The sequence below is a fragment of the Pseudomonas sp. AU11447 genome (assembly GCF_001672555.2).
Taxonomy (GTDB): domain Bacteria; phylum Pseudomonadota; class Gammaproteobacteria; order Pseudomonadales; family Pseudomonadaceae; genus Pseudomonas; species Pseudomonas nitroreducens.
This window is the reverse complement of sequence record NZ_LZDG02000043.1, coordinates 47,749-64,373: the sequence shown is the minus strand read 5'-3', so window position 1 is coordinate 64,373 and position 16,625 is coordinate 47,749. Positions and strand designations below refer to the sequence as shown.

The window sequence follows — 16,625 nt, the reverse complement described above, 5'->3', positions numbered from 1 at the left end:
TCCCACAAAGAACAAGGCCGCCCGAAGGCGGCCTTGGTATTTCTTGTCGTACCGATCAGTGCCCGGTGTTATCACCACGGCGACTGGTCTCGAAGAGGAACCAGGTGCGCTGCTCGGTCTCGTCGATCCAGTTCTCGATCAGGCTGGCAGTGGCGATGTCGTGGTACTCGTCGCACAGGCCATGGACCTCGCGCATGTAGGAGGTCAGCGATTTGTTGTCCTCCTGCAGCTCGGCCAGCATGTCCAGCGGTTGCACGAACTCGGCATCGTTGTCGAGGATGCGCTTGAGGCGCGCGATGTGACCGATGGAGCGGATGGTGTTGCCGCCGATCTTGCGGTTGCGCTCGGCAATCGCGTCGGTCATCGCGAAGATCTCGGTGGCGTGGTCATCCAGCAGCAGGTGGTAGTCGCGGAAGTGCGGACCGCTCACGTGCCAGTGGAAGTTCTTGGTCTTCAGGTAGAGCGCGAAGACGTCCGCCAGCAGGCGATTGAGCGCCGCAGACAAATCGCGGGTAGCGTTCTTGCTCAGGTCAGACGGCGTGGCCAGCGCGGGCGCACGGCGCGGGACGGCCTTGGCAGCAGCCGGTTTTGCGGCGGCAGGCTTGGCAGCAGCCGTCTTCGCGGCAGCGGGTTTGCTGGCAGCGGGCTTGGCGGCCGGCTTGGCAGCGGCCGGTTTTGCGGCAGGTTTGCTGGCCGCTTTCGCAGCCGGCTTCGCGGCGGGTTTGGCCGCTGCGGGTTTCTTCGGAGCCGATGCGGATTTCTTCATCACCAATCACCTCTACGAAAGATCACGATACCTGTGGATGCCGACCCAGGCGGGAGCGGCTGACTTACGCGGTCTTGAGCCTATCTCGCCTGACGTCGATTGCAAGTTGACCGCAGTGCCGCGCTCGCGTTCCGCCTGATGTGGATCAACCCCGCAGCGGCTTTCTGAAGTACACGACACGCTCGGTTTCGACGAAGCCCAAGGCGAGATGAAGGGCATGGCTGTCGGCATTGTCGAGCGCCGCATCGGAAGCGAAATCCACGCAGCCGAGCGTGCCGCCCCAAGCCTGCACCACACCCACCAGAGCCCGCGCCACGCCTTGCCGGCGGGCGTCTTCACGGACGTAGATGCCCTCCAGAAACAACACCGGCGAGCCTTCCGTGCCGTTCACGTAATCGCTGCGCACCGAGGCCTCCGCCAGCCCCAGCGCCCTGCCCTTTTCGTCGCGGGCCAGCCAGGCGCCGTAGCGTTGCGGCTGCGCGAGAATGTCCCGCGCCTCCGCAACGAACGCGTCTGCATGATCGCCCGGCCAGAGTTGCAGGCGCAGCTCGATCCAGTCAGGCAGATCCCCTTCTTCGCAGTGGCGCACGGAGAGGCCCATCAGGCTTTCTCCGGGTCGAATCGGAACTGCTGGTCGAGCTGGCTGTAGCCCATGCCAACGCCCTTGTGCACCTTGAGCTGCACCGGAATGCGCTCCTTCAGTGCCTCGACGTGGCTGATCACGCCAATGGTCTTGCCCGTGGCGTTGAGGCTGTCGAGGGCATCCAGCGCGACCTCCAGGGTCTCGCCATCGAGGGTGCCGAAACCTTCGTCGAGGAACAGCGAGTCGATGCTGGTCTTGTGGCTGACCAGGTCGGACAGCGCCAGCGCCAGCGCGAGGCTGACCAGGAAGCTCTCGCCCCCGGACAGCGTCTTGCAGTCGCGCGCCGTGTCGCCCTGCCAGGTATCCACCACCTCCAGCTCCAGCTCGCCATCGCTGCGCCGCGCCAGTTGGTAGCGTCCATGCAGGCGCTGCAACTGGCGGTTGGCAAGGTGCACCAGGTGATCGAGGGTGAGGCCCTGGGCGAAGCGCCGGTAACGCGCGCCGTCGGAGGCGCCGATCAGGCTGTTGAGGCGCTGCCAGAGGTCGTGCTCCTCCTCCTGCCGCGCGATATCCGCGAACAGGCTCTGCTGGCTGGCGCGACGGTTGTCGTCGCCCTGCAACTGGGCGCGGATTTCGCCCTGGCGCTGACCCAGCTCGCGCAACTGCGCAGCGAGCGCCTGCAATTGCAGGTCGAGTTCCTCCAGCGGCAGTTCGCCGTGGGGTTCTGCCTGCAAGCGCTCGACATCCTGCGCAGCAGCGGCACGCAGGGTGACGGCTTCGGTAATTGCCGTTTCCAGGCGCTGGCGCAGTTGGCTGAGTTCGCTGCGCTGGGCATCGTCCAGCAGCGCGGCAAGATAGGTCGACTCGTCGGCAAAGGGGCTCGCCGCCAGTGCCTGCTGCCAGCTTGCCAGGTGCTCGGCGAGACGTGCCTGCTCCTGCTCCTGCCGCTCGCTCAGCGACTGCTCACGGCCCTGCAAGGCGTCGGCCTGGCGCTGTGCGGCGGCCAGTTGCTCCTCCGCCTGCATCAGAGCCTGCTGCGGCGCCGCCTGTATCACCAGCGGCTGGCGCGCATCGAAGCCGGCGGCCTGCCAGCGCTGCTGCCATTGCGCTGCGAGCTGTTGCGCCATGCGGGCAGCCTGTTCGGCATCACGCTCAGCCGCTGCCAGTTCCTGGCTGCGCTGCTGGTCCTGCTGCCATTGCTGCCACTCAGCCGAGCGCTCGGTCAGCCACTGCTCGCCGTCTTCCGGCACGCTGTAGCCCAGCTCGCCGAGTGTGGCGGCCAACGCCTGGTCCTGCTGTAACAGGTCCGCGCGCTGGGTCGCGAGCTGCTGCGCGCGCTCTTCCTGGCGCTGGCGTTCATGAGTCTGTTGCTGGTCGAACAGCGCCAGTTGCTGCACGGCCTCGGCGTGATCGCGCTCGGCGCGCTGGCGTTGCTGTTGTGCCTGCTGGAGCTGGTGCCGGTGCTCTTCCAGGGTTTTCAGCTGCTGCTGCAATGCCGTCAGCGCGGCCTCGTGGCGCTCACGTTCGGCGCGGAGCTGCTGGTCGTCGTCCAGCGCGATTCCTTGCTCCGTGCACTGCTGCTGCCATGCCTGCTGATGCTGTGCCAGCGCGGCTCGCGCGTCGTCCAGCTGGCGCTGTCCCTGCTGCAGTTGTGCGTCCAGCCCGGCCAGCTCGCCACGCAGGGCAATGCCCTCGCTTTCCAGCTCGGCCAATTGCTGGCGCGCCTGCTCCAGCGCCGCCTGTGTCGAGGACACATCCAGCGCCTGGTAGGCCGCCACCGCCGGGTGTTCCTGTGAGCCGCACAATGGGCACGCCTCGCCGGGCTGCAACTGCGCACGCAGGTGCTCCAGCTGGTGAATGCGCTGTTCCTGCTGCAGGAGCTTTTCCTTGTCGGCAACCTGCTGCTTGGTCGTCTGATAACGCTCGCGCAACGCGACGATAACCGTTTCGCGCTCGGCCTTGCGCTGGTGCAGCGCCTCCAGCTCCGGCTGGCAGCGCGCCAGTTGCGCGGCGGCCTCGGCGCGGGCCCGGGCCAGTTGCTCCAGGCGGTCCAGCCCACGGCTGTACAATTGCCCTTGCTGCAGCCGCTCACGCAGCTCACCGTCGGTAGCTCCACCCAGCAACGCCGAGAGCTGCTGCTGATGCTGGCCCTCCTGTGCGCCTGCCGACTCGACCTGCTGTTGCATGAAAGCGACGTTGCCTTGCAGGGTCTGCCGCTGTGTCGTCGCGCTCTGCAATGCCTGGTCGGCCGTCTGCGCCTGCCGCTGCAAGTCGGCAATGGCCTGGGCCAGGCGCGAACGCTGGGCGAACTGTGCCCGCCAGCCGCCGAGCAGCTCACCGAGCTTCGCTCGCTGCGGGTACTGCGCCAGGCGCGCCTGCAGCTCCTGCCGCTGCTCGCCAAGGGCCTTGCGCTCGCCCTCGCAGGCATCCAGCGCCTGCTGAGCATATTGGTTCGCCGCCCACAACGCCTGGGCGATCTCTTCGCGCCGGAGCGCCTGCTGAGCGAGGTTGTCCTCCAGCGCCGTGCGGCCCTGTTCGACATTCTCCCGGGTGCTTCGCCAGGCCTGGTGCAATGGCTGCAGACGCGCAGCGGGCTCGCTGTCCGCCAGGCGCTGCAGATCGGGTCGCGCCTGCTCCAGCGCCTCGCGGGCAGCGGATTCTTTTGCGCCGGCCTGCTCGACCTGCTGCTGCGCGCGGCTGAGGTCTTCGCGCCAGCGACGCTGCGCCTGGAGGGCCGACTGCTGCGCCTGCAAAGCCGCTTCCTGCACCGCAGCATCGCGGCCCTGCAGCTCCAGCTCGCTGCGCTGTTCGGCGCTGAGCAGTTCAAAGCCATCGGCGCGGGCGCGCAGTTGGTCCAGCGCTCCGCGAACCTCACGGGTGCGCTCGAAGACGCGCTGGGAAATCAGGCCGTAGATTTCCGTCCCGGTCAGTTCCTCCAGCAACTCCGCGCGCTGGTTGGCGTTGGCCTCGAGGAAGGCGGCGAACCCGCCCTGGGCCAGCAGCATGGATTTGGTGAAGCGTTCGAAGTCGAGGCCGGTGAGGGTCTCGGTCTGCTTGAGCTTGTCGTTGATCTTGTCGGTGAGGATCTGCCCCGCGCCGGTGGCGCGGTCGATGCGCACCAACTCCACCTTCGGCGCCTGCAGCGCGCCCTCGGCCTTGTCGCGGGCGCGACGCTGGCTCCAGAAGGCGCGATAGGGCTGTCCCTTCACGTCGAACTCGACTTCGGCGAGACAGTCGGCGGTATGCCGGGTCATCAGCTCGTTGCCGCTCTGCGACAGCACGCTCATGCGTGGCGTACGGTGGTACAGCGCCAGGCAGATGGCATCGAGCAAGGTAGTCTTGCCCGCTCCGGTCGGCCCGGTGATGGCGAACAGGCCGTTGCCGGCGAAAGGTTCGGCAGTGAAATCGATCTTCCATTCGCCCTTCAGCGAATTGAGGTTCTTCAGACGCAGGCTGAGGATTCTCACGAGCGCTCCTCCTGCAGGTCGGCGACGACCTGTCGGTAGAGCCCGGTCAGCCGTTCGCGCAGCGGTGCGTCCAGTTCCTCGGCGTCCAGCCGCTGGCGAAACACATCCTCGGGGCTCAGCTCGTCGAGGGTTTCCTTCGCTTCGCTGAACAGCGCCGCCTGCGCGGTGCCGCGCTCGCGGCGGGTGCGCAGGACGATCACCGGCAACTCTTCGCAAAGCTTCTCGACGCGTAGCTGGATATCGGTCAAGTAGTCATCGGTGTGCACCATGACTTCCAACCAGACGGGTTGCTCCGCACTGCCTTCACGGGCGACGCGGGCCAGTTCGGCGGGCAGTTCGGCAAGGCTGCCGGTCACCGATTTCAGCGGCTGGAAGCGCGGCACCGGCAGCGCGGTGACGCTGCGCAGGCCACTGTCATCCAGGTCCACCAGCAGTACTTCCTTGCCCTGTGTGGCCTCGTCGAAGCTCAGCGCAATGGGCGATCCGCTGTAGCGGATGTGTTCCAGGCCGCCGACCTTCTGCGGCCGGTGGATGTGGCCAAGGGCGATGTAGTCCGCCGCCGGGAAGGCGCTGGTGGGAAAGGCTTCCAGGGTACCGACGTAGATTTCCCGCACCGACTCGCTGGCGCTCGCGCCCACGGTGGTGAGATGGCCGGTGGCGATGATCGGCAGGTGCCGGCCGAGGGCGTCGCGCTGCGCCTCGGCGCGCTCGAACAGCTCGTGGTAGTGCGCCTGGATCGCCTGCTGCAGCGCCAGTTGCTTGTCCTGCGCACTCTGCCCGGCCTGGCTGGTGAGCACGTCGCGTGGGCGAATGAAGGGGATCGCGCAGAGAATCGCGCCGGGCTGGCCGTCACGTTGCGGCAGCACCAGCAACTGGCGCTCGAGGTCGGTGCCGACCGCGGCGATCACCTGCGTATCGAGGCAAGCGAGCAGGTCGCGGGACTCCTCCAGCATCGCCACCGAGTCGTGGTTTCCACCCAATACCACCAGGCGCGCGCCAGTGTCCCGCAGCTCAACGATGAAGCGGTTGTACTGTTCGCGGGCATAACTGGGCGGCGCGCCGGTGTCGAATATGTCACCGGCGATGATCACCGCATCCACGGCCTGCTCGCGCACCTGCTCGATCAGCCAGGAGCAGAACGCCTGGTGCTCGGCCTCGCGGCTCTTGCCCATGAAATGCTGGCCCAGGTGCCAGTCGGAGGTATGGAGAATGCGCATGCCGTGAAGTCCGCAGCCGTATTTCGAAGCTGGGGATGATAGCGGTTCAAGCTCCATCGAGGGCGTATTCGCCGGCCGCCGCCGCACAGGCTGGCTATCTTTTCAGGACAGCACGTCGTCACAAGGACTTCCCATGCAACGCCTTCTGAACATGCTCAAGGACCTCGCCATCCTGGTCCGCGCCAACCTCTGGCTGGTGCCGGTGCTGGCCGCACTGGTCGCCGCCGTCTTCTACTTCGTCGCCCCGCCGCCGCCGATGAGCGCGACCCTGGCCACCGGTGCACCGGGCGGCGGCTACGCGGTGTTCGGCCAGCGCCTGAAGGAGGAACTGGCCAAACAGGGCTTCGACCTGCAACTGGTGCGCACTGCCGGCTCGCGGGAGAACCTGGGCAAGCTGCTGGACGGCAAGAGCGGTGTGGACCTGGCACTGGTGCAGAGCGGCCAGGAGCAGCAGCTTGAGCCCAAGCAGCGCGAGCACCTGCAAACCCTCGGCGCGATGTTCCAGGAGCCGCTATGGCTGTTCCAGCGCCGCGAGGCAAAGATCGACCGCCTGGCCGACCTGCTCGCCCTGCGCGTCGCCATCGGTGGCGAAGGCAGCGGCACCGAAGCGGTGACCCAGGCCATCCTCAAGGCCAACGAGATTCCCACCGAGCCCCTGCCGGCAGGCTGGCAGGCGCGCGGCGGCAACGCGGTGGCCAACGAACTGCTGGCCGGCCAGCTGGACGCGGCCTTCTTCGTCGGCCCGGCGGAGAACCCGCTGGTGCAGCGCCTGGCGGCCAGCCCCGAGCTCACGCTCACCGGCTTTCGCCGTGCCCACGCGTACGAGGCGCGGATTCCCTTTCTCAAGCGCGTCGATGTCAGCGAGGGCCTGCTGAATCTCGCGCAGAACGTGCCCGACCAGGACCTCGCTACGCTTTCGCCGGTTGCCACTCTGGTGGTCAATGGCGACTTCCACCCGGCGCTCACTCCGCTGATCCTGGAGGCCGCGCGAGCCGTGATGAAGAGCGGCACCCTGCTGGACCCGGCCGGCGCCTTCCCCAGCGCCGAGCCGCGCACCCTGGCGCTGCAGGAAGACGCCGAGCGCTATTACAAGAGCGGACCGCCGCTGCTGCAGCGCTTCCTGCCGTTCCGCATCGCCTCGCTGGCGGACCGCTACATCATCCTGCTGATTCCCTTCATCGCCATCCTTATCCCGCTGCTCAAATCCATCGGCCCGCTGTACCGCTGGCGCATCCGCGCGCGCATCTACCGTTGGTACCGTTACCTGCGCGAAATCGACCGGCGCCTGGACGAACGTACCGGCAGCGCCGAGCTGAGCACCGAAATCGAACGCCTGGAACAACTGGAAGCCGAGCTGGCCAAGGTCGAGGTGCCGCTGTCCTACTACAACGAGCTGTACGAGCTGCACCTGCACCTGAACTACGTGATCCGCCGCCTGCGCCAGCTGCGCCGCAATCGGCGCGAGCGCGACGAGGGGCTGGCACCGGCGGCGGACTGATCGGCGTCGCGCATCCCGGCGCCTTGTCGGGTAAACTCTGGCGTTTTCCAATCCGCCCGCCCTGCCGCCGCTTCGATGCGTGCGGCGGCGCCGGCACTGAACATCCGGGTCCGCCATGCCGATTCGCCACGCCATCGTCCACCTGATCGACAAGAAGCCCGACGGCAACCCCGCGACGCTGCATGCGCGCGATGCCGAGCTGGGCGACTCCCAGGCCATCGAGAACCTGATGGCCGACCTCAACGAGAGCTACAACGCCAAGCCGAACAAGGCCTGGGGCCTGTTCCAGGGCGAGTCCGGCGCCTACCCGTTCAGCGGTTGGCTGGGCGAGTACCTGGACAACGGCAAGGACTTCGTCGCCTTCTCCAAGCAGGCGGTGGAACACCTGAAGACGCTGATGGAGGAGTCCAACCTCTCCACCGGCGGCCACGTGCTGTTCTGCCATTACCAGCAGGGCATGACCGATTACCTGTCCATCGCCCTGCTGCACCACAGCGAAGGCGTGGCGGTCACCGAGGCGCTGGAAGTCACCCCGTCGCGCCATCTGGACCTGGGCCAGTTGCACATGGCTGCGCGGATCAATATTTCCGAGTGGCGCAACAACAGGACGTCCAAGCAGTACATCTCGTTCATCAAGGGCAAGGGCGGCAAGAAGGTCTCGGACTACTTCCGCGACTTCATCGGCTGCACCGAGGGCGTCGACGGGCCGAGCGAGACTCGCACCCTGCTCAAGGCCTTCAGCGACTTCGTGGAAAGCGAAGACCTGCCCGAAGAGCAGGCCCGCGAGAAGACCGACGTACTGGTGGACTACGCCACCAGCCAGGCGAAGATCGGCGAGCCGATGGCCCTGGACGCRCTCTCCGARCTGATGGACGACCAGGCGCCGCGCGCCTTCTACGACTACATCCGCAACAAGGATTACGGCCTGTCGCCRGARWTCCCGGCGGACAAGCGCACCCTCAACCAGTTCCGCCGCTTCACCGGCCGTGCCGAGGGGTTGTCGATCAGCTTCGAGGCGCACCTGCTGGGCAGCAAGGTGGAGTACGACGAGGAGCGCGACATGCTGATCATCCGCGGCCTGCCGACGCAGTTGCAGGACCAGCTCAAGCGCCGCAAGGACTGACGGTTTTTCACCCACAAGAAAGCCCATCTCGCGATGGGCTTTTTTGTGGGTGACGATTGGGCGCAGGGCGGTTCGCGAGCAAGCTCGCTCCTGCAAAAAGCCCACTGGGCACTCCGGCGAGCTGCAGGAGCGAGGGGGACGCCCAGTTCTTGCTCGCGAACCTGCAGGGCAGAGGGCTCAAACGAGCGCTGCACGGACTTCCGACAAAACGCCCCGCAGCCCGCGCGGTGCGGCTGCTAGAGTCAAGTCAGGCGCCTCTCGCTCGCGGTGGCCGCCATGCCCGCCTTGTACGCCGTCACTGTCGTAGCGTCCCCGCTCTCCGGGCATCCCCGGATGCACTGCTCGTACCTCGCGTTGCTGTTGCTGCTCTGCGCCAACCTCCTTTTCGCTGACCCGACGCCGCAGCCGCTCCCGCCCAACGTCGCGCGCTTCGTGCTGGCCAACGCCGAATTCAGCGTGATGCACGAGATGGGGCACATGCTGATCGCCGAGTACGACCTTCCGGTGCTCGGACGCGAGGAGGACGCGGCGGACCAGCTCGGCTTCATCCTGCTGTTCCGCCTTTACGCGAAGCTGCCGCGCGACGAGGTGGACGCGCGCCTGCTGGACATCGCCGATTACTGGCGCCTGGAATGGCAGACCCCCAAGCCGCCGCCGGACCAGGTGCTGGCCTGGGACAGCCATCCGCTGGACGAACAGCGCTACTACAACATCGCCTGCCTGCTCTACGGCAGCGACATGGCGCGCCTGGACTGGCTGCCACCCCTGACCGGGCTGCCCTACGAACGTGCCGTGTACTGCGACCAGGAGTTCCAGCAGGCCAGCAAGGCGTTCGAGTGGATTCGCCACGCGCGACGGCATTCGTCGATCCAGCACCGCGCCGCGCTGCGTCTGAACTACGACGCGCCGGCAGTGGACCGCGATGCGACGCTGCCGCTGATCGCCCTGCTACGTGACGGCGATCATCTGCAACGGATGGTGGACGAGGTGTTCCGCCTGTTCCGCCCGCCGCGTCCACTGACGATCCAGCTGGTCAGCTGCGGCGCACCGGACGCCTGGTACAACAGCAACAGCGGGGAAATGGCGCTCTGCTACGAGCGCCTGCAGCACTTCCGCGAAATGGCCGAGAACCTGCCACGCCTGCGCACCCCGGTGACGCGGCAGTGCCCCGGTCCCGCCGGGCTCAGGCCGGGCGGATGCTGAAACCGATACGCGGGAAGTGCACGTGAACGATGCCCGCGCGCGGGTCTTCGCGACGCAGGATCAGGCTTTCCAGCCCGGCGTGCACCAGTTCGCCTTCCACCGGATCGCAGCCGTAGTCGGTGGCGGCGATCACCACGCGCTGGCCGGGTGTGAAGCCGTTGGGATCGACGAAGTCTTCCTGGGGCACTGCAGCGGGCTGGCTGACGCGCGCCACGGCGATGGCTTCTTCGCTGCTCATTTCGCTCGGCGCACCATGGCCAAAGCCCAATACACGAGCGAGCCAGGCACTGACTGCCGGGTAGGCGTCGACCAGCGGTGAGGTGACCGGTGTGGCCTTGACGAACCACAGGCAGTGGGCGAGGGACAGATCGGCTACCGAAGGTTCGCCGAACAGGAAATCGCCGTCTTCGCGGGCCAGTTGCTCCTCGACCCGCGCCATGAAGGTCGGCCACTGGTGCTTGGCTTGCTCGGCCGACAGTTTGCTGGCCGTGCCGCCACTGAACAGCTGGCTGCGGTCGGCGACGAAGGCCTTGAGAAACTCCGGCGGCAGCTTGCCGAAGCGCATGGCAATGGATTCGGGCTGGAACACCAGGCTGACCGCGTGCTGGAACACCACCGAATCGACCCACAGCGAGAAGCTCGCAACGGTGAATTCGTGGCCTTCCGGGAACAGGGCGGGCACGGCCTTTTCCTGGTCCAGGCGGCGGGCGATCAGCGCGGTGTCGCAATAGATATCGGCGCCGACCTGCAGCACCGGCGTCTTGCGGTAGCCACCGGTAAGCGGCATCAGGTCCGGCTTGGGCATCAGCGGCGGGATGGTCACCGAGCGCCAGGGCAGCTGCTTGAAGCCCAGCATCAGGCGCGCCTTTTCGGCGAACGGCGAAGTCGGGTAGTGGTGCAGGATCAGCTCGGACATGGTGGGCTCCAGCGGCCGCAAAGTGGTCCGGCAGCTTAACCCGTGCTTCGCGCGAGTCCTACCTCATCCCTCGGATGGGACGACATCCACGGCGTTGATGGCGAACGGATTGGCCAGCACCAGGTGTTCCTTGGCTTTCTTGGACAGCGCCTTGATCGCGCGCTCACGGCGCAGGGCGTCACCCTTGCCGGGGCAGGCCTCGACGTAGACCAGCGCCTGGGCCGGGCTGGAGTGGAAGAAGCGCGCGCCCTTGCCGGTGCGATGGGTTTCGAATCGGCGTTGGGCGTCGTCGCTGATGCCGCAGTAGAGCGCGCCATTCTCGGCGCGCACCAGGTAGACGAACCAGGGTTTGGGTTCGGCCGCGGTCACGACGCCCAGACCCGCGCCTGCATGCGGTCGCAGTAGCCGACCAGGCGTTCGTAGCTGCGCGCCATGTCGTTGAGCGGCGTTTCCAGGGTGCTGAGGATCAGGTTGGCCAGCACGCCGTAGGTGGCGGCATCGGCGCTGCACGGCTGGGCGCCACCGAAGTACGGCAGGTCGCCGAGCATGCCATCCAGGGCTTCGAGGTCATCGCGAGCGAAGCCCAGCAACTCGTCGCGGCTATGGCGCATCAGGCCGCGGCCCTTCAGGTCGCCACGGATCTTGCGTTGCATCAGCATGCCCACTGCCGGGCGCAGCGGTGCGGGAATTCCGCGGAACATCACGTCTTTCACCTGGCGGAAGCCCTGCTCGTCGAGCCAGCGGAAGTACACCAGCAGCGGCACCAGGTGCTCGTCGCACAGACGGGTGATCGATACAGCCCAACCGCGGCCACGGGCGTCGAGCCCCGCGTCCAGGTCGAATTCGTAGTACTGCTGCAGCGTACGCATGATGATCGCCGTATCGGCGATGGCCTTGCCGTCCAGCGTTATGAACGGCAGCTTGCCCTTGGGCCCCTTGCGCGGGTCCATCACAGGCTTGACCTGATACTCCAGCCCGGCGAGGCGCAGGAAGGTCTCCAGCTTCAGGCAGAAGGGGCTGACGTTGGGCACGTTGAAGGCGGGCGGGAACTGGAAAAGAGTGATCATGGCGGCGTCCGGTTCTCAGTCGCCTGTCATTTAAGCCTATCCCGCCGCCACGGGCGAGCCCGAAAGCCCTCTATCAGGCTTTCCCTGCTCGTTGTGCGCGGTAGGCCGCGAGGCCTTTCGCGGCTTGCGCGCGGATTGCCGCCTGCACCGGCGGCGCCCAGCCCAGCAGGGCTCCCTTGGCGCCGAGGGCCTGGCGCGACCACCTCCAGAGGTCGAAGCTGTCTACGTGCTGACAGATCAATCCGTCGCGAAAGTGGAAATGTGCCCGGATGTGATTAGTCACTTTCCGACCGGTCTGGGTGAAGGTGTAGGACGCCACCCAGCGAGCCGAACCCCGCTGCCCATCCGCCTCGACGCCCTCATAGGTCAGCGAGAAGTCCTGGGCGCGAGCGGTGAGCATGCGCCACATGTCCCCGGCCTCGGCGCCGTGCAAGTCGGTGAAGACCGGGTCGCTGAATTGCACATCGGCGCTGTAGCAGGCGGCCATGGCTTCGCCGTCGCGGCGCTGGAAGGCCTGGTAGAAACGTTCGATCAACTGGGCGTTGGGATGGGCCATGGTGCGCTCGTGTCGGTGGGCAATGGACGCAGTATCCACAGGGGCTCGACTGGACACGACTGGCGTTATGGACAACATTATGATCAATAGCGCCAAGTTTCTTACACGAGCACAGTGAGACGCCATGTTCAGGATAGCCCTGTTCGTCTGCCCGCAAACCCTGTGTTCCAGCCTTGGCCTGGCCATGGACAGCTTCCACCTCGCCAACCGCCTGGCGGGCGAGCGCCACTTCGAGGTACTGCGGGTCAGTGCCGAGGGTGAGCCGGTGGACCTGTCCTTCGGCCGCGTGGCGGTGGAGGGCGGGCTCGATCTCGCCGCCGGCTGCGACCTGCTGCTGATTCCCGCCACCGGCGCGGATATCGACGCCACATTCACCGCCAATCAGCCACTGCTTGCCTGGCTACGTCGCGCCCCTGCCAGCGTGCAGCTTGGCAGCCTGTGCAGCAGCGCTTTCCTGCTGGCCGAAGCCGGCGTGCTGGATGGTCGTCGCGCCACCACGCATTGGGCGCTGGAGACGGCATTCCGGGCGCGCTATCCCCAGGTGCGGCTGGACATCGACGCCCTGTGCACCGACGACAACGGTCGCCTCTGTTCCGGCGGCGCCCAGGCCGGGTTGGACCTGTGCCTGTACCTGATCGAACGCCATGCCGGCGCCGCCCTGGCGCGGCGCGCGGCGGCGACCCTGGTGTTCGAGCACGGGCGAGGCCGTCAGCGGCGCTTCACTCCCCTCTTACCCGACCCGCTGCCGGCCGGTTCGCCACTGGAGCCGCTGCTGGCCTGGCTGGAGGACAACTATGCGCAACCCTTCGACCTCTCCAGCCTGGCGCAGCGCGTGCACTGCTCCACGCGCACGCTGTTGCGGCGTTTTCGCGAGCAGGTGGGGATGTCACCGAACGATTACGTGCAGCGCCTGCGTATCGCTTCGGCACAGGAAGCGCTGGGCGATCCGGGGCGCTCGCTGGAGCGCATCGCCAGTGATGTCGGCTACGCCGACCGGGCGAGCTTCGCGCGGCTGTTCAAGCAGGTATGCGGGGAGACGCCGGGGGCTTTCCGGCAGCGGATGCTGGGGCGGCAGGCTTAGAACTTGCGGGAGCTGTAGGAGCGAGGGGGACGCCTAGTTCTTGCTCGCGAACCATCTTCCGGCAGCTTCAGTGCCGGGCGGTTCGCGAGCAAGCTCGCTCCTACACGTAGTCTCTCAGTGGAACCATTCCATCGCCGTGCGCCACACGCAAACGCCGACAAAGTAAGCCGAAGCCGCGAACCACAGGCCCAGCAACCAGGGTTGGTCGATCGGCTGCTGGAGGATCAACAGCGCACTGCTGAGCATCCAGACGAAGGTCACGGCGATGTTCAGCGGCATGAACTGGCGTACGCGGAAGGGGTGCAGGAACTTCATGCGGGTCAGGGTCAACGCAGCCAGCACCAGTACGGTGACGAAGCTGACCCAGGGGTGCAGCTCGAGCACGAAGAAGTACACCGCCACCACGTTCCACGCGGCCGGGAAGCCGACGAAGTAGTTGTCCTTGCTCTTCATGTTGACGTTGCAGAAGCAGAACAGCGAGGACACCAGGATCACCCCGACCGCCAGCAGCTCGGTATGCACCGGCAGCGGCACGTAGCGGTAGATGAAGATCGCGGGGATGAAGACGTAGGTGAGGTAGTCGATCACCAGGTCCAGGGTCGAACCATCGAAGTGTGGCAGCACCGCCTTGACGTCGAACTTGCGCGCCAGAGTGCCGTCCAGGCCATCCACCAGCAGCGCCACGCCCAGCCAGAGAAGGCAGGCCTGCGGCCTGTTGTCGACCAGCGCCAGGAGCGCGAGCAGCGCGAGGATGACACCGCTGGAGGTCACCGCGTGGGCGCCCCAGGCCTTGGCTTTGCTGAGGTTCATTGGCGATAGGATCAGGTTCACGTCGGCTCTCTTCCTTTAACGGCGGATGCAGGCGAGCTACTTCAAACGTTAGCCCATCCCTGACAAACCACTGCACATGGGAACACCGATGGGGCGGCCGAGTTCAGCCGGTTTCGCGATGCGCACCTTGTGGCGGTGGAATCGGCAGCATACGCCGTTGCGCCGGGGGCTCGCCATCGCGGGAGACGAGCGTGCGAATAAGTAGCGGACTATGGCGTGCGGTTGTCCTTTCCCTGCCCCTGGCTGCGCGCCCCGCTCCGAAGGGACAGGGGATTATCCGAGCGGGAGCGAACTCCAGTTTCCGCCGGAAACGTTGCAGAACGTCAGGATGACACCACTCTCGCCACGCGCGCCGAACGGCACCCTCTCCCTTCAGGGAGAGGGCTGGGGAGAGGGTTCACTTGCTCCGAAGTCAATGCAGGATCTGGCTGAGGAACAGCTTGGTGCGGTCCGACTGCGGGTTGTCGAAGAACTGGTCCGGCGGCGCCTGCTCCACGATCTCGCCCTTGTCCATGAAGATCACCCGGTTTGCCACGGTGCGGGCGAAGCCCATCTCATGGGTCACGCAGAGCATGGTCATGCCGCTCTGCGCCAGGCCGATCATGGTGTCGAGCACCTCCTTGACCATCTCCGGGTCGAGTGCCGAGGTCGGTTCGTCGAACAGCATGATCTTCGGCTTCATGCACAGCGCCCGAGCGATCGCCACGCGCTGCTGCTGGCCGCCGGAGAGCTGGCCGGGGAACTTGTGGGCCTGCTCCGGGATGCGCACGCGCTCCAGGTAATGCATGGCGACTTCCTCGGCCTGGCGCTTGGGCATCTTGCGCACCCACATGGGCGCGAGGATGCAGTTCTGCAGCACGGTCAGGTGCGGGAACAGGTTGAAGTGCTGGAACACCATGCCCACTTCGCTGCGGATCGCCTCGATCTGCTTGAGGTCGTTGGTCAGTTCGGTGCCGTCGACCACGATGCTGCCCTGCTGGTGTTCCTCCAGGCGGTTGATGCAGCGGATGGTGGTGGACTTGCCCGAACCGGACGGCCCGCAGAGTACGATGCGTTCGCCCTGTTTGACCTCCAGGTTGATGTCCTTGAGCACGTGGAACTGGCCGTACCACTTGTTCACGCCCTTCATGGTGATCATCACGTGATCGCCGATGGCCGGCTGCGCGGTCTTGTTGGTGGCTTCAGACATGATGAACTCCTAACGCTTGTGGCCGGTGTCCAGCTTGTGCTCCAGGTGCATGGAGTAGCGGGACATGCTGAAACAGAAAATCCAGTAGACGACTGCCGCGAAGACATAGCCTTCGGTGGCCATGCCCAGCCAGGCCGGGTCCGCGGTGGCGCGCTTGATGCTATTCAGGAAGTCGAACAGGCCGATGATGATCACCAGGCTGGTGTCCTTGAACAGCGCGATGAAGGTATTGACGATGCCGGGGATCACCAGCTTCAGCGCCTGCGGCAGGATCACCAGGCCCATGGTCCGCCAGTAACCCAGGCCCATGGCGGCCGCGGCTTCGTACTGCCCCTTGGGAATGGCCTGCATGCCGCCGCGAACCACCTCGGCGATGTAGGCAGCCTCGAACAGCACCACCATCACCATGGCCCGCAGCAGCTTGTCGAGGTTCATGCCTTCGGGCAGGAACAACGGCAGCATCACCGAGGACATGAACAGCACGGTGATCAGCGGCACGCCGCGCCAGAACTCGATGGTGGTCACGCAGATGACCTTGATCGCTGGCATCTTCGAACGCCGCCCCAGCGCCAGCAGAATGCCCAGCGGCATCGCCCCGCAGATCCCGACCGCGGCAATCACCACGGTGAGCATCAGGCCGCCCCAGGCGCTGGTCGGCACGGTTTCCAGGCCGAGGAAGCCGCCATGCAGCAGCCAGTAGGCCACGATCGGCAGCGCCACGAGGAAGCCCAGGCCGTACTTCACCTTGTACTGGAAGCGCTTGAGGAACAGCGGCGCCGCGCCGAACACCACGAACAGCACGGTGAGGTCCACGCGCCAGCGCAGTTCCTCGGGGTAGAAGCCGTACATGAACTGACCGAAGCGCGAACCGATGAACACCCAGCAGGCGCCCTCGCGGGAACAGTCGGCGCGGGTGGTGCCGGTCCAGTCGGCCTTGATGATCGCCCATTCCAGCAGCGGCGGTACGATCAGGTAGACCAGGTAGATGCCGACCAATGTCAGCAGCGTGTTGAACCAGCTGGAGAACAGGTTGGCACGCAGCCAGGCGAGTACGCCCACGCTCGTCGACGGTGGCGGCAGGTCGGGCTTGAAAGTATGAGTAGTCATGAAATTCTCTGCTCTCTATAC

15 protein-coding genes are annotated in these 16,625 nt (G+C 66.1%); 4 read left to right on the top strand and 11 right to left on the bottom strand.

What is annotated here, in order from left to right:
- Window positions 1-55: 55 nt before the first annotated feature.
- The 4 genes from A6723_RS13720 to sbcD form a co-directional block, all read right to left on the bottom strand.
- The gene (locus A6723_RS13720; RefSeq protein ID WP_082450711.1) at window positions 56-766 is read right to left on the bottom strand and encodes a DNA starvation/stationary phase protection protein; all 711 of its coding nucleotides are present in this window, start codon (window positions 764-766) and stop codon (window positions 56-58) included.
- Window positions 767-911: 145 nt separating this feature from the next.
- Window positions 912-1,367 (bottom strand): aminoglycoside 6'-N-acetyltransferase, encoded by a 456-nt coding sequence (aac(6'), locus tag A6723_RS13715; protein WP_054909110.1) that lies wholly within the window; start codon window positions 1,365-1,367, stop codon window positions 912-914.
- Window positions 1,367-4,816 carry an AAA family ATPase gene (locus tag A6723_RS13710; protein ID WP_054909111.1) on the bottom strand — a complete coding sequence of 1,150 codons (3,450 nt, stop codon included), beginning with the start codon at window positions 4,814-4,816 and terminating at the stop codon, window positions 1,367-1,369. Before A6723_RS13710 ends, aac(6') begins: the two co-directional genes overlap by 1 nt.
- Window positions 4,813-6,033, bottom strand: a complete 1,221-nt coding sequence (gene sbcD / locus A6723_RS13705) for an exonuclease subunit SbcD (RefSeq protein ID WP_054909112.1) — start codon at window positions 6,031-6,033, stop codon at window positions 4,813-4,815. The genes A6723_RS13710 and sbcD overlap by 4 nt, the downstream gene beginning before the upstream one ends.
- Before the next feature lie 133 nt (window positions 6,034-6,166).
- Here sbcD and A6723_RS13700 point away from each other — a divergent pair, with 133 nt between their 5' ends.
- The 3 genes from A6723_RS13700 to A6723_RS13690 all read left to right on the top strand — a co-directional run bounded on the left by A6723_RS13700 (window position 6,167) and on the right by A6723_RS13690 (window position 9,857).
- Entirely contained in the window at window positions 6,167-7,531 is a 1,365-nt protein-coding gene (locus A6723_RS13700) for a TAXI family TRAP transporter solute-binding subunit (protein ID WP_054909113.1), read from the top strand.
- Between the two features lie 115 nt (window positions 7,532-7,646).
- The gene (gene yejK / locus A6723_RS13695) at window positions 7,647-8,654 is read left to right on the top strand and encodes a nucleoid-associated protein YejK (RefSeq protein ID WP_064979756.1); all 1,008 of its coding nucleotides are present in this window, start codon (window positions 7,647-7,649) and stop codon (window positions 8,652-8,654) included.
- Window positions 8,655-8,930: 276 nt separating this feature from the next.
- On the top strand, window positions 8,931-9,857 hold the full coding sequence (locus A6723_RS13690) for a DUF4344 domain-containing metallopeptidase (RefSeq protein ID WP_233299049.1): 927 nt from the start codon (window positions 8,931-8,933) through the stop codon (window positions 9,855-9,857).
- On the opposite strand, the gene A6723_RS13685 is transcribed toward A6723_RS13690, so the two are convergent.
- The 4 genes from A6723_RS13685 to A6723_RS13670 form a co-directional block, all read right to left on the bottom strand.
- A complete protein-coding gene (locus tag A6723_RS13685) occupies window positions 9,838-10,773 on the bottom strand; it encodes a glutathione S-transferase family protein (RefSeq protein ID WP_054909115.1) in 936 nt (311 codons plus the stop codon). The genes A6723_RS13690 and A6723_RS13685 overlap by 20 nt on opposite strands.
- 63 nt (window positions 10,774-10,836) lie before the next feature.
- The gene (locus tag A6723_RS13680) at window positions 10,837-11,142 is read right to left on the bottom strand and encodes a GIY-YIG nuclease family protein (protein WP_054909116.1); all 306 of its coding nucleotides are present in this window, start codon (window positions 11,140-11,142) and stop codon (window positions 10,837-10,839) included.
- Window positions 11,139-11,840, bottom strand: a complete 702-nt coding sequence (locus A6723_RS13675) for a glutathione S-transferase C-terminal domain-containing protein (protein ID WP_054909117.1) — start codon at window positions 11,838-11,840, stop codon at window positions 11,139-11,141. Before A6723_RS13675 ends, A6723_RS13680 begins: the two co-directional genes overlap by 4 nt.
- Window positions 11,841-11,913: 73 nt before the next feature.
- The gene (locus A6723_RS13670; RefSeq protein WP_054909118.1) at window positions 11,914-12,396 is read right to left on the bottom strand and encodes a nuclear transport factor 2 family protein; all 483 of its coding nucleotides are present in this window, start codon (window positions 12,394-12,396) and stop codon (window positions 11,914-11,916) included.
- Window positions 12,397-12,520: 124 nt separating this feature from the next.
- Here A6723_RS13670 and A6723_RS13665 point away from each other — a divergent pair, with 124 nt between their 5' ends.
- Window positions 12,521-13,477, top strand: coding sequence for a GlxA family transcriptional regulator (locus A6723_RS13665; protein ID WP_054909119.1), 957 nt, complete (start codon window positions 12,521-12,523; stop codon window positions 13,475-13,477).
- A 114-nt stretch (window positions 13,478-13,591) separates the two neighbouring features.
- Here A6723_RS13665 and pcsA read toward each other — a convergent pair whose 3' ends face one another.
- The 3 genes from pcsA to A6723_RS13650 form a co-directional block, all read right to left on the bottom strand.
- Entirely contained in the window at window positions 13,592-14,287 is a 696-nt protein-coding gene (pcsA, locus tag A6723_RS13660) for a phosphatidylcholine synthase (protein WP_139092987.1), read from the bottom strand.
- 433 nt (window positions 14,288-14,720) lie between these two features.
- Complete coding sequence (locus A6723_RS13655) at window positions 14,721-15,497, bottom strand: amino acid ABC transporter ATP-binding protein (RefSeq protein WP_045210647.1); 777 nt, start codon at window positions 15,495-15,497, stop codon at window positions 14,721-14,723.
- A gap of 9 nt (window positions 15,498-15,506) precedes the next feature.
- Entirely contained in the window at window positions 15,507-16,604 is a 1,098-nt protein-coding gene (locus tag A6723_RS13650) for an amino acid ABC transporter permease (protein WP_054909121.1), read from the bottom strand.
- Between the last annotated feature and the right edge of the window lie 21 nt (window positions 16,605-16,625).

Excerpts from the sequence above, each read along its gene's own strand:
- A6723_RS13720 (WP_082450711.1), bottom strand. The coding sequence starts at position 766 with ATGAAGAAATCCGCATCGGCTCCGAAGAAACCCGCAGCGGCCAAACCC.
- sbcD (WP_054909112.1), bottom strand. The coding sequence starts at position 6,033 with ATGCGCATTCTCCATACCTCCGACTGGCACCTGGGCCAGCATTTCATG.
- A6723_RS13700 (WP_054909113.1), top strand. The coding sequence starts at position 6,167 with ATGCAACGCCTTCTGAACATGCTCAAGGACCTCGCCATCCTGGTCCGC.
- A6723_RS13690 (WP_233299049.1), top strand. The coding sequence starts at position 8,931 with ATGCCCGCCTTGTACGCCGTCACTGTCGTAGCGTCCCCGCTCTCCGGG.
- A6723_RS13685 (WP_054909115.1), bottom strand. The coding sequence starts at position 10,773 with ATGTCCGAGCTGATCCTGCACCACTACCCGACTTCGCCGTTCGCCGAA.
- A6723_RS13675 (WP_054909117.1), bottom strand. The coding sequence starts at position 11,840 with ATGATCACTCTTTTCCAGTTCCCGCCCGCCTTCAACGTGCCCAACGTC.
- A6723_RS13670 (WP_054909118.1), bottom strand. The coding sequence starts at position 12,396 with ATGGCCCATCCCAACGCCCAGTTGATCGAACGTTTCTACCAGGCCTTC.
- A6723_RS13665 (WP_054909119.1), top strand. The coding sequence starts at position 12,521 with ATGTTCAGGATAGCCCTGTTCGTCTGCCCGCAAACCCTGTGTTCCAGC.
- pcsA (WP_139092987.1), bottom strand. The coding sequence starts at position 14,287 with ATGAACCTCAGCAAAGCCAAGGCCTGGGGCGCCCACGCGGTGACCTCC.
- A6723_RS13655 (WP_045210647.1), bottom strand. The coding sequence starts at position 15,497 with ATGTCTGAAGCCACCAACAAGACCGCGCAGCCGGCCATCGGCGATCAC.
- A6723_RS13650 (WP_054909121.1), bottom strand. The coding sequence starts at position 16,604 with ATGACTACTCATACTTTCAAGCCCGACCTGCCGCCACCGTCGACGAGC.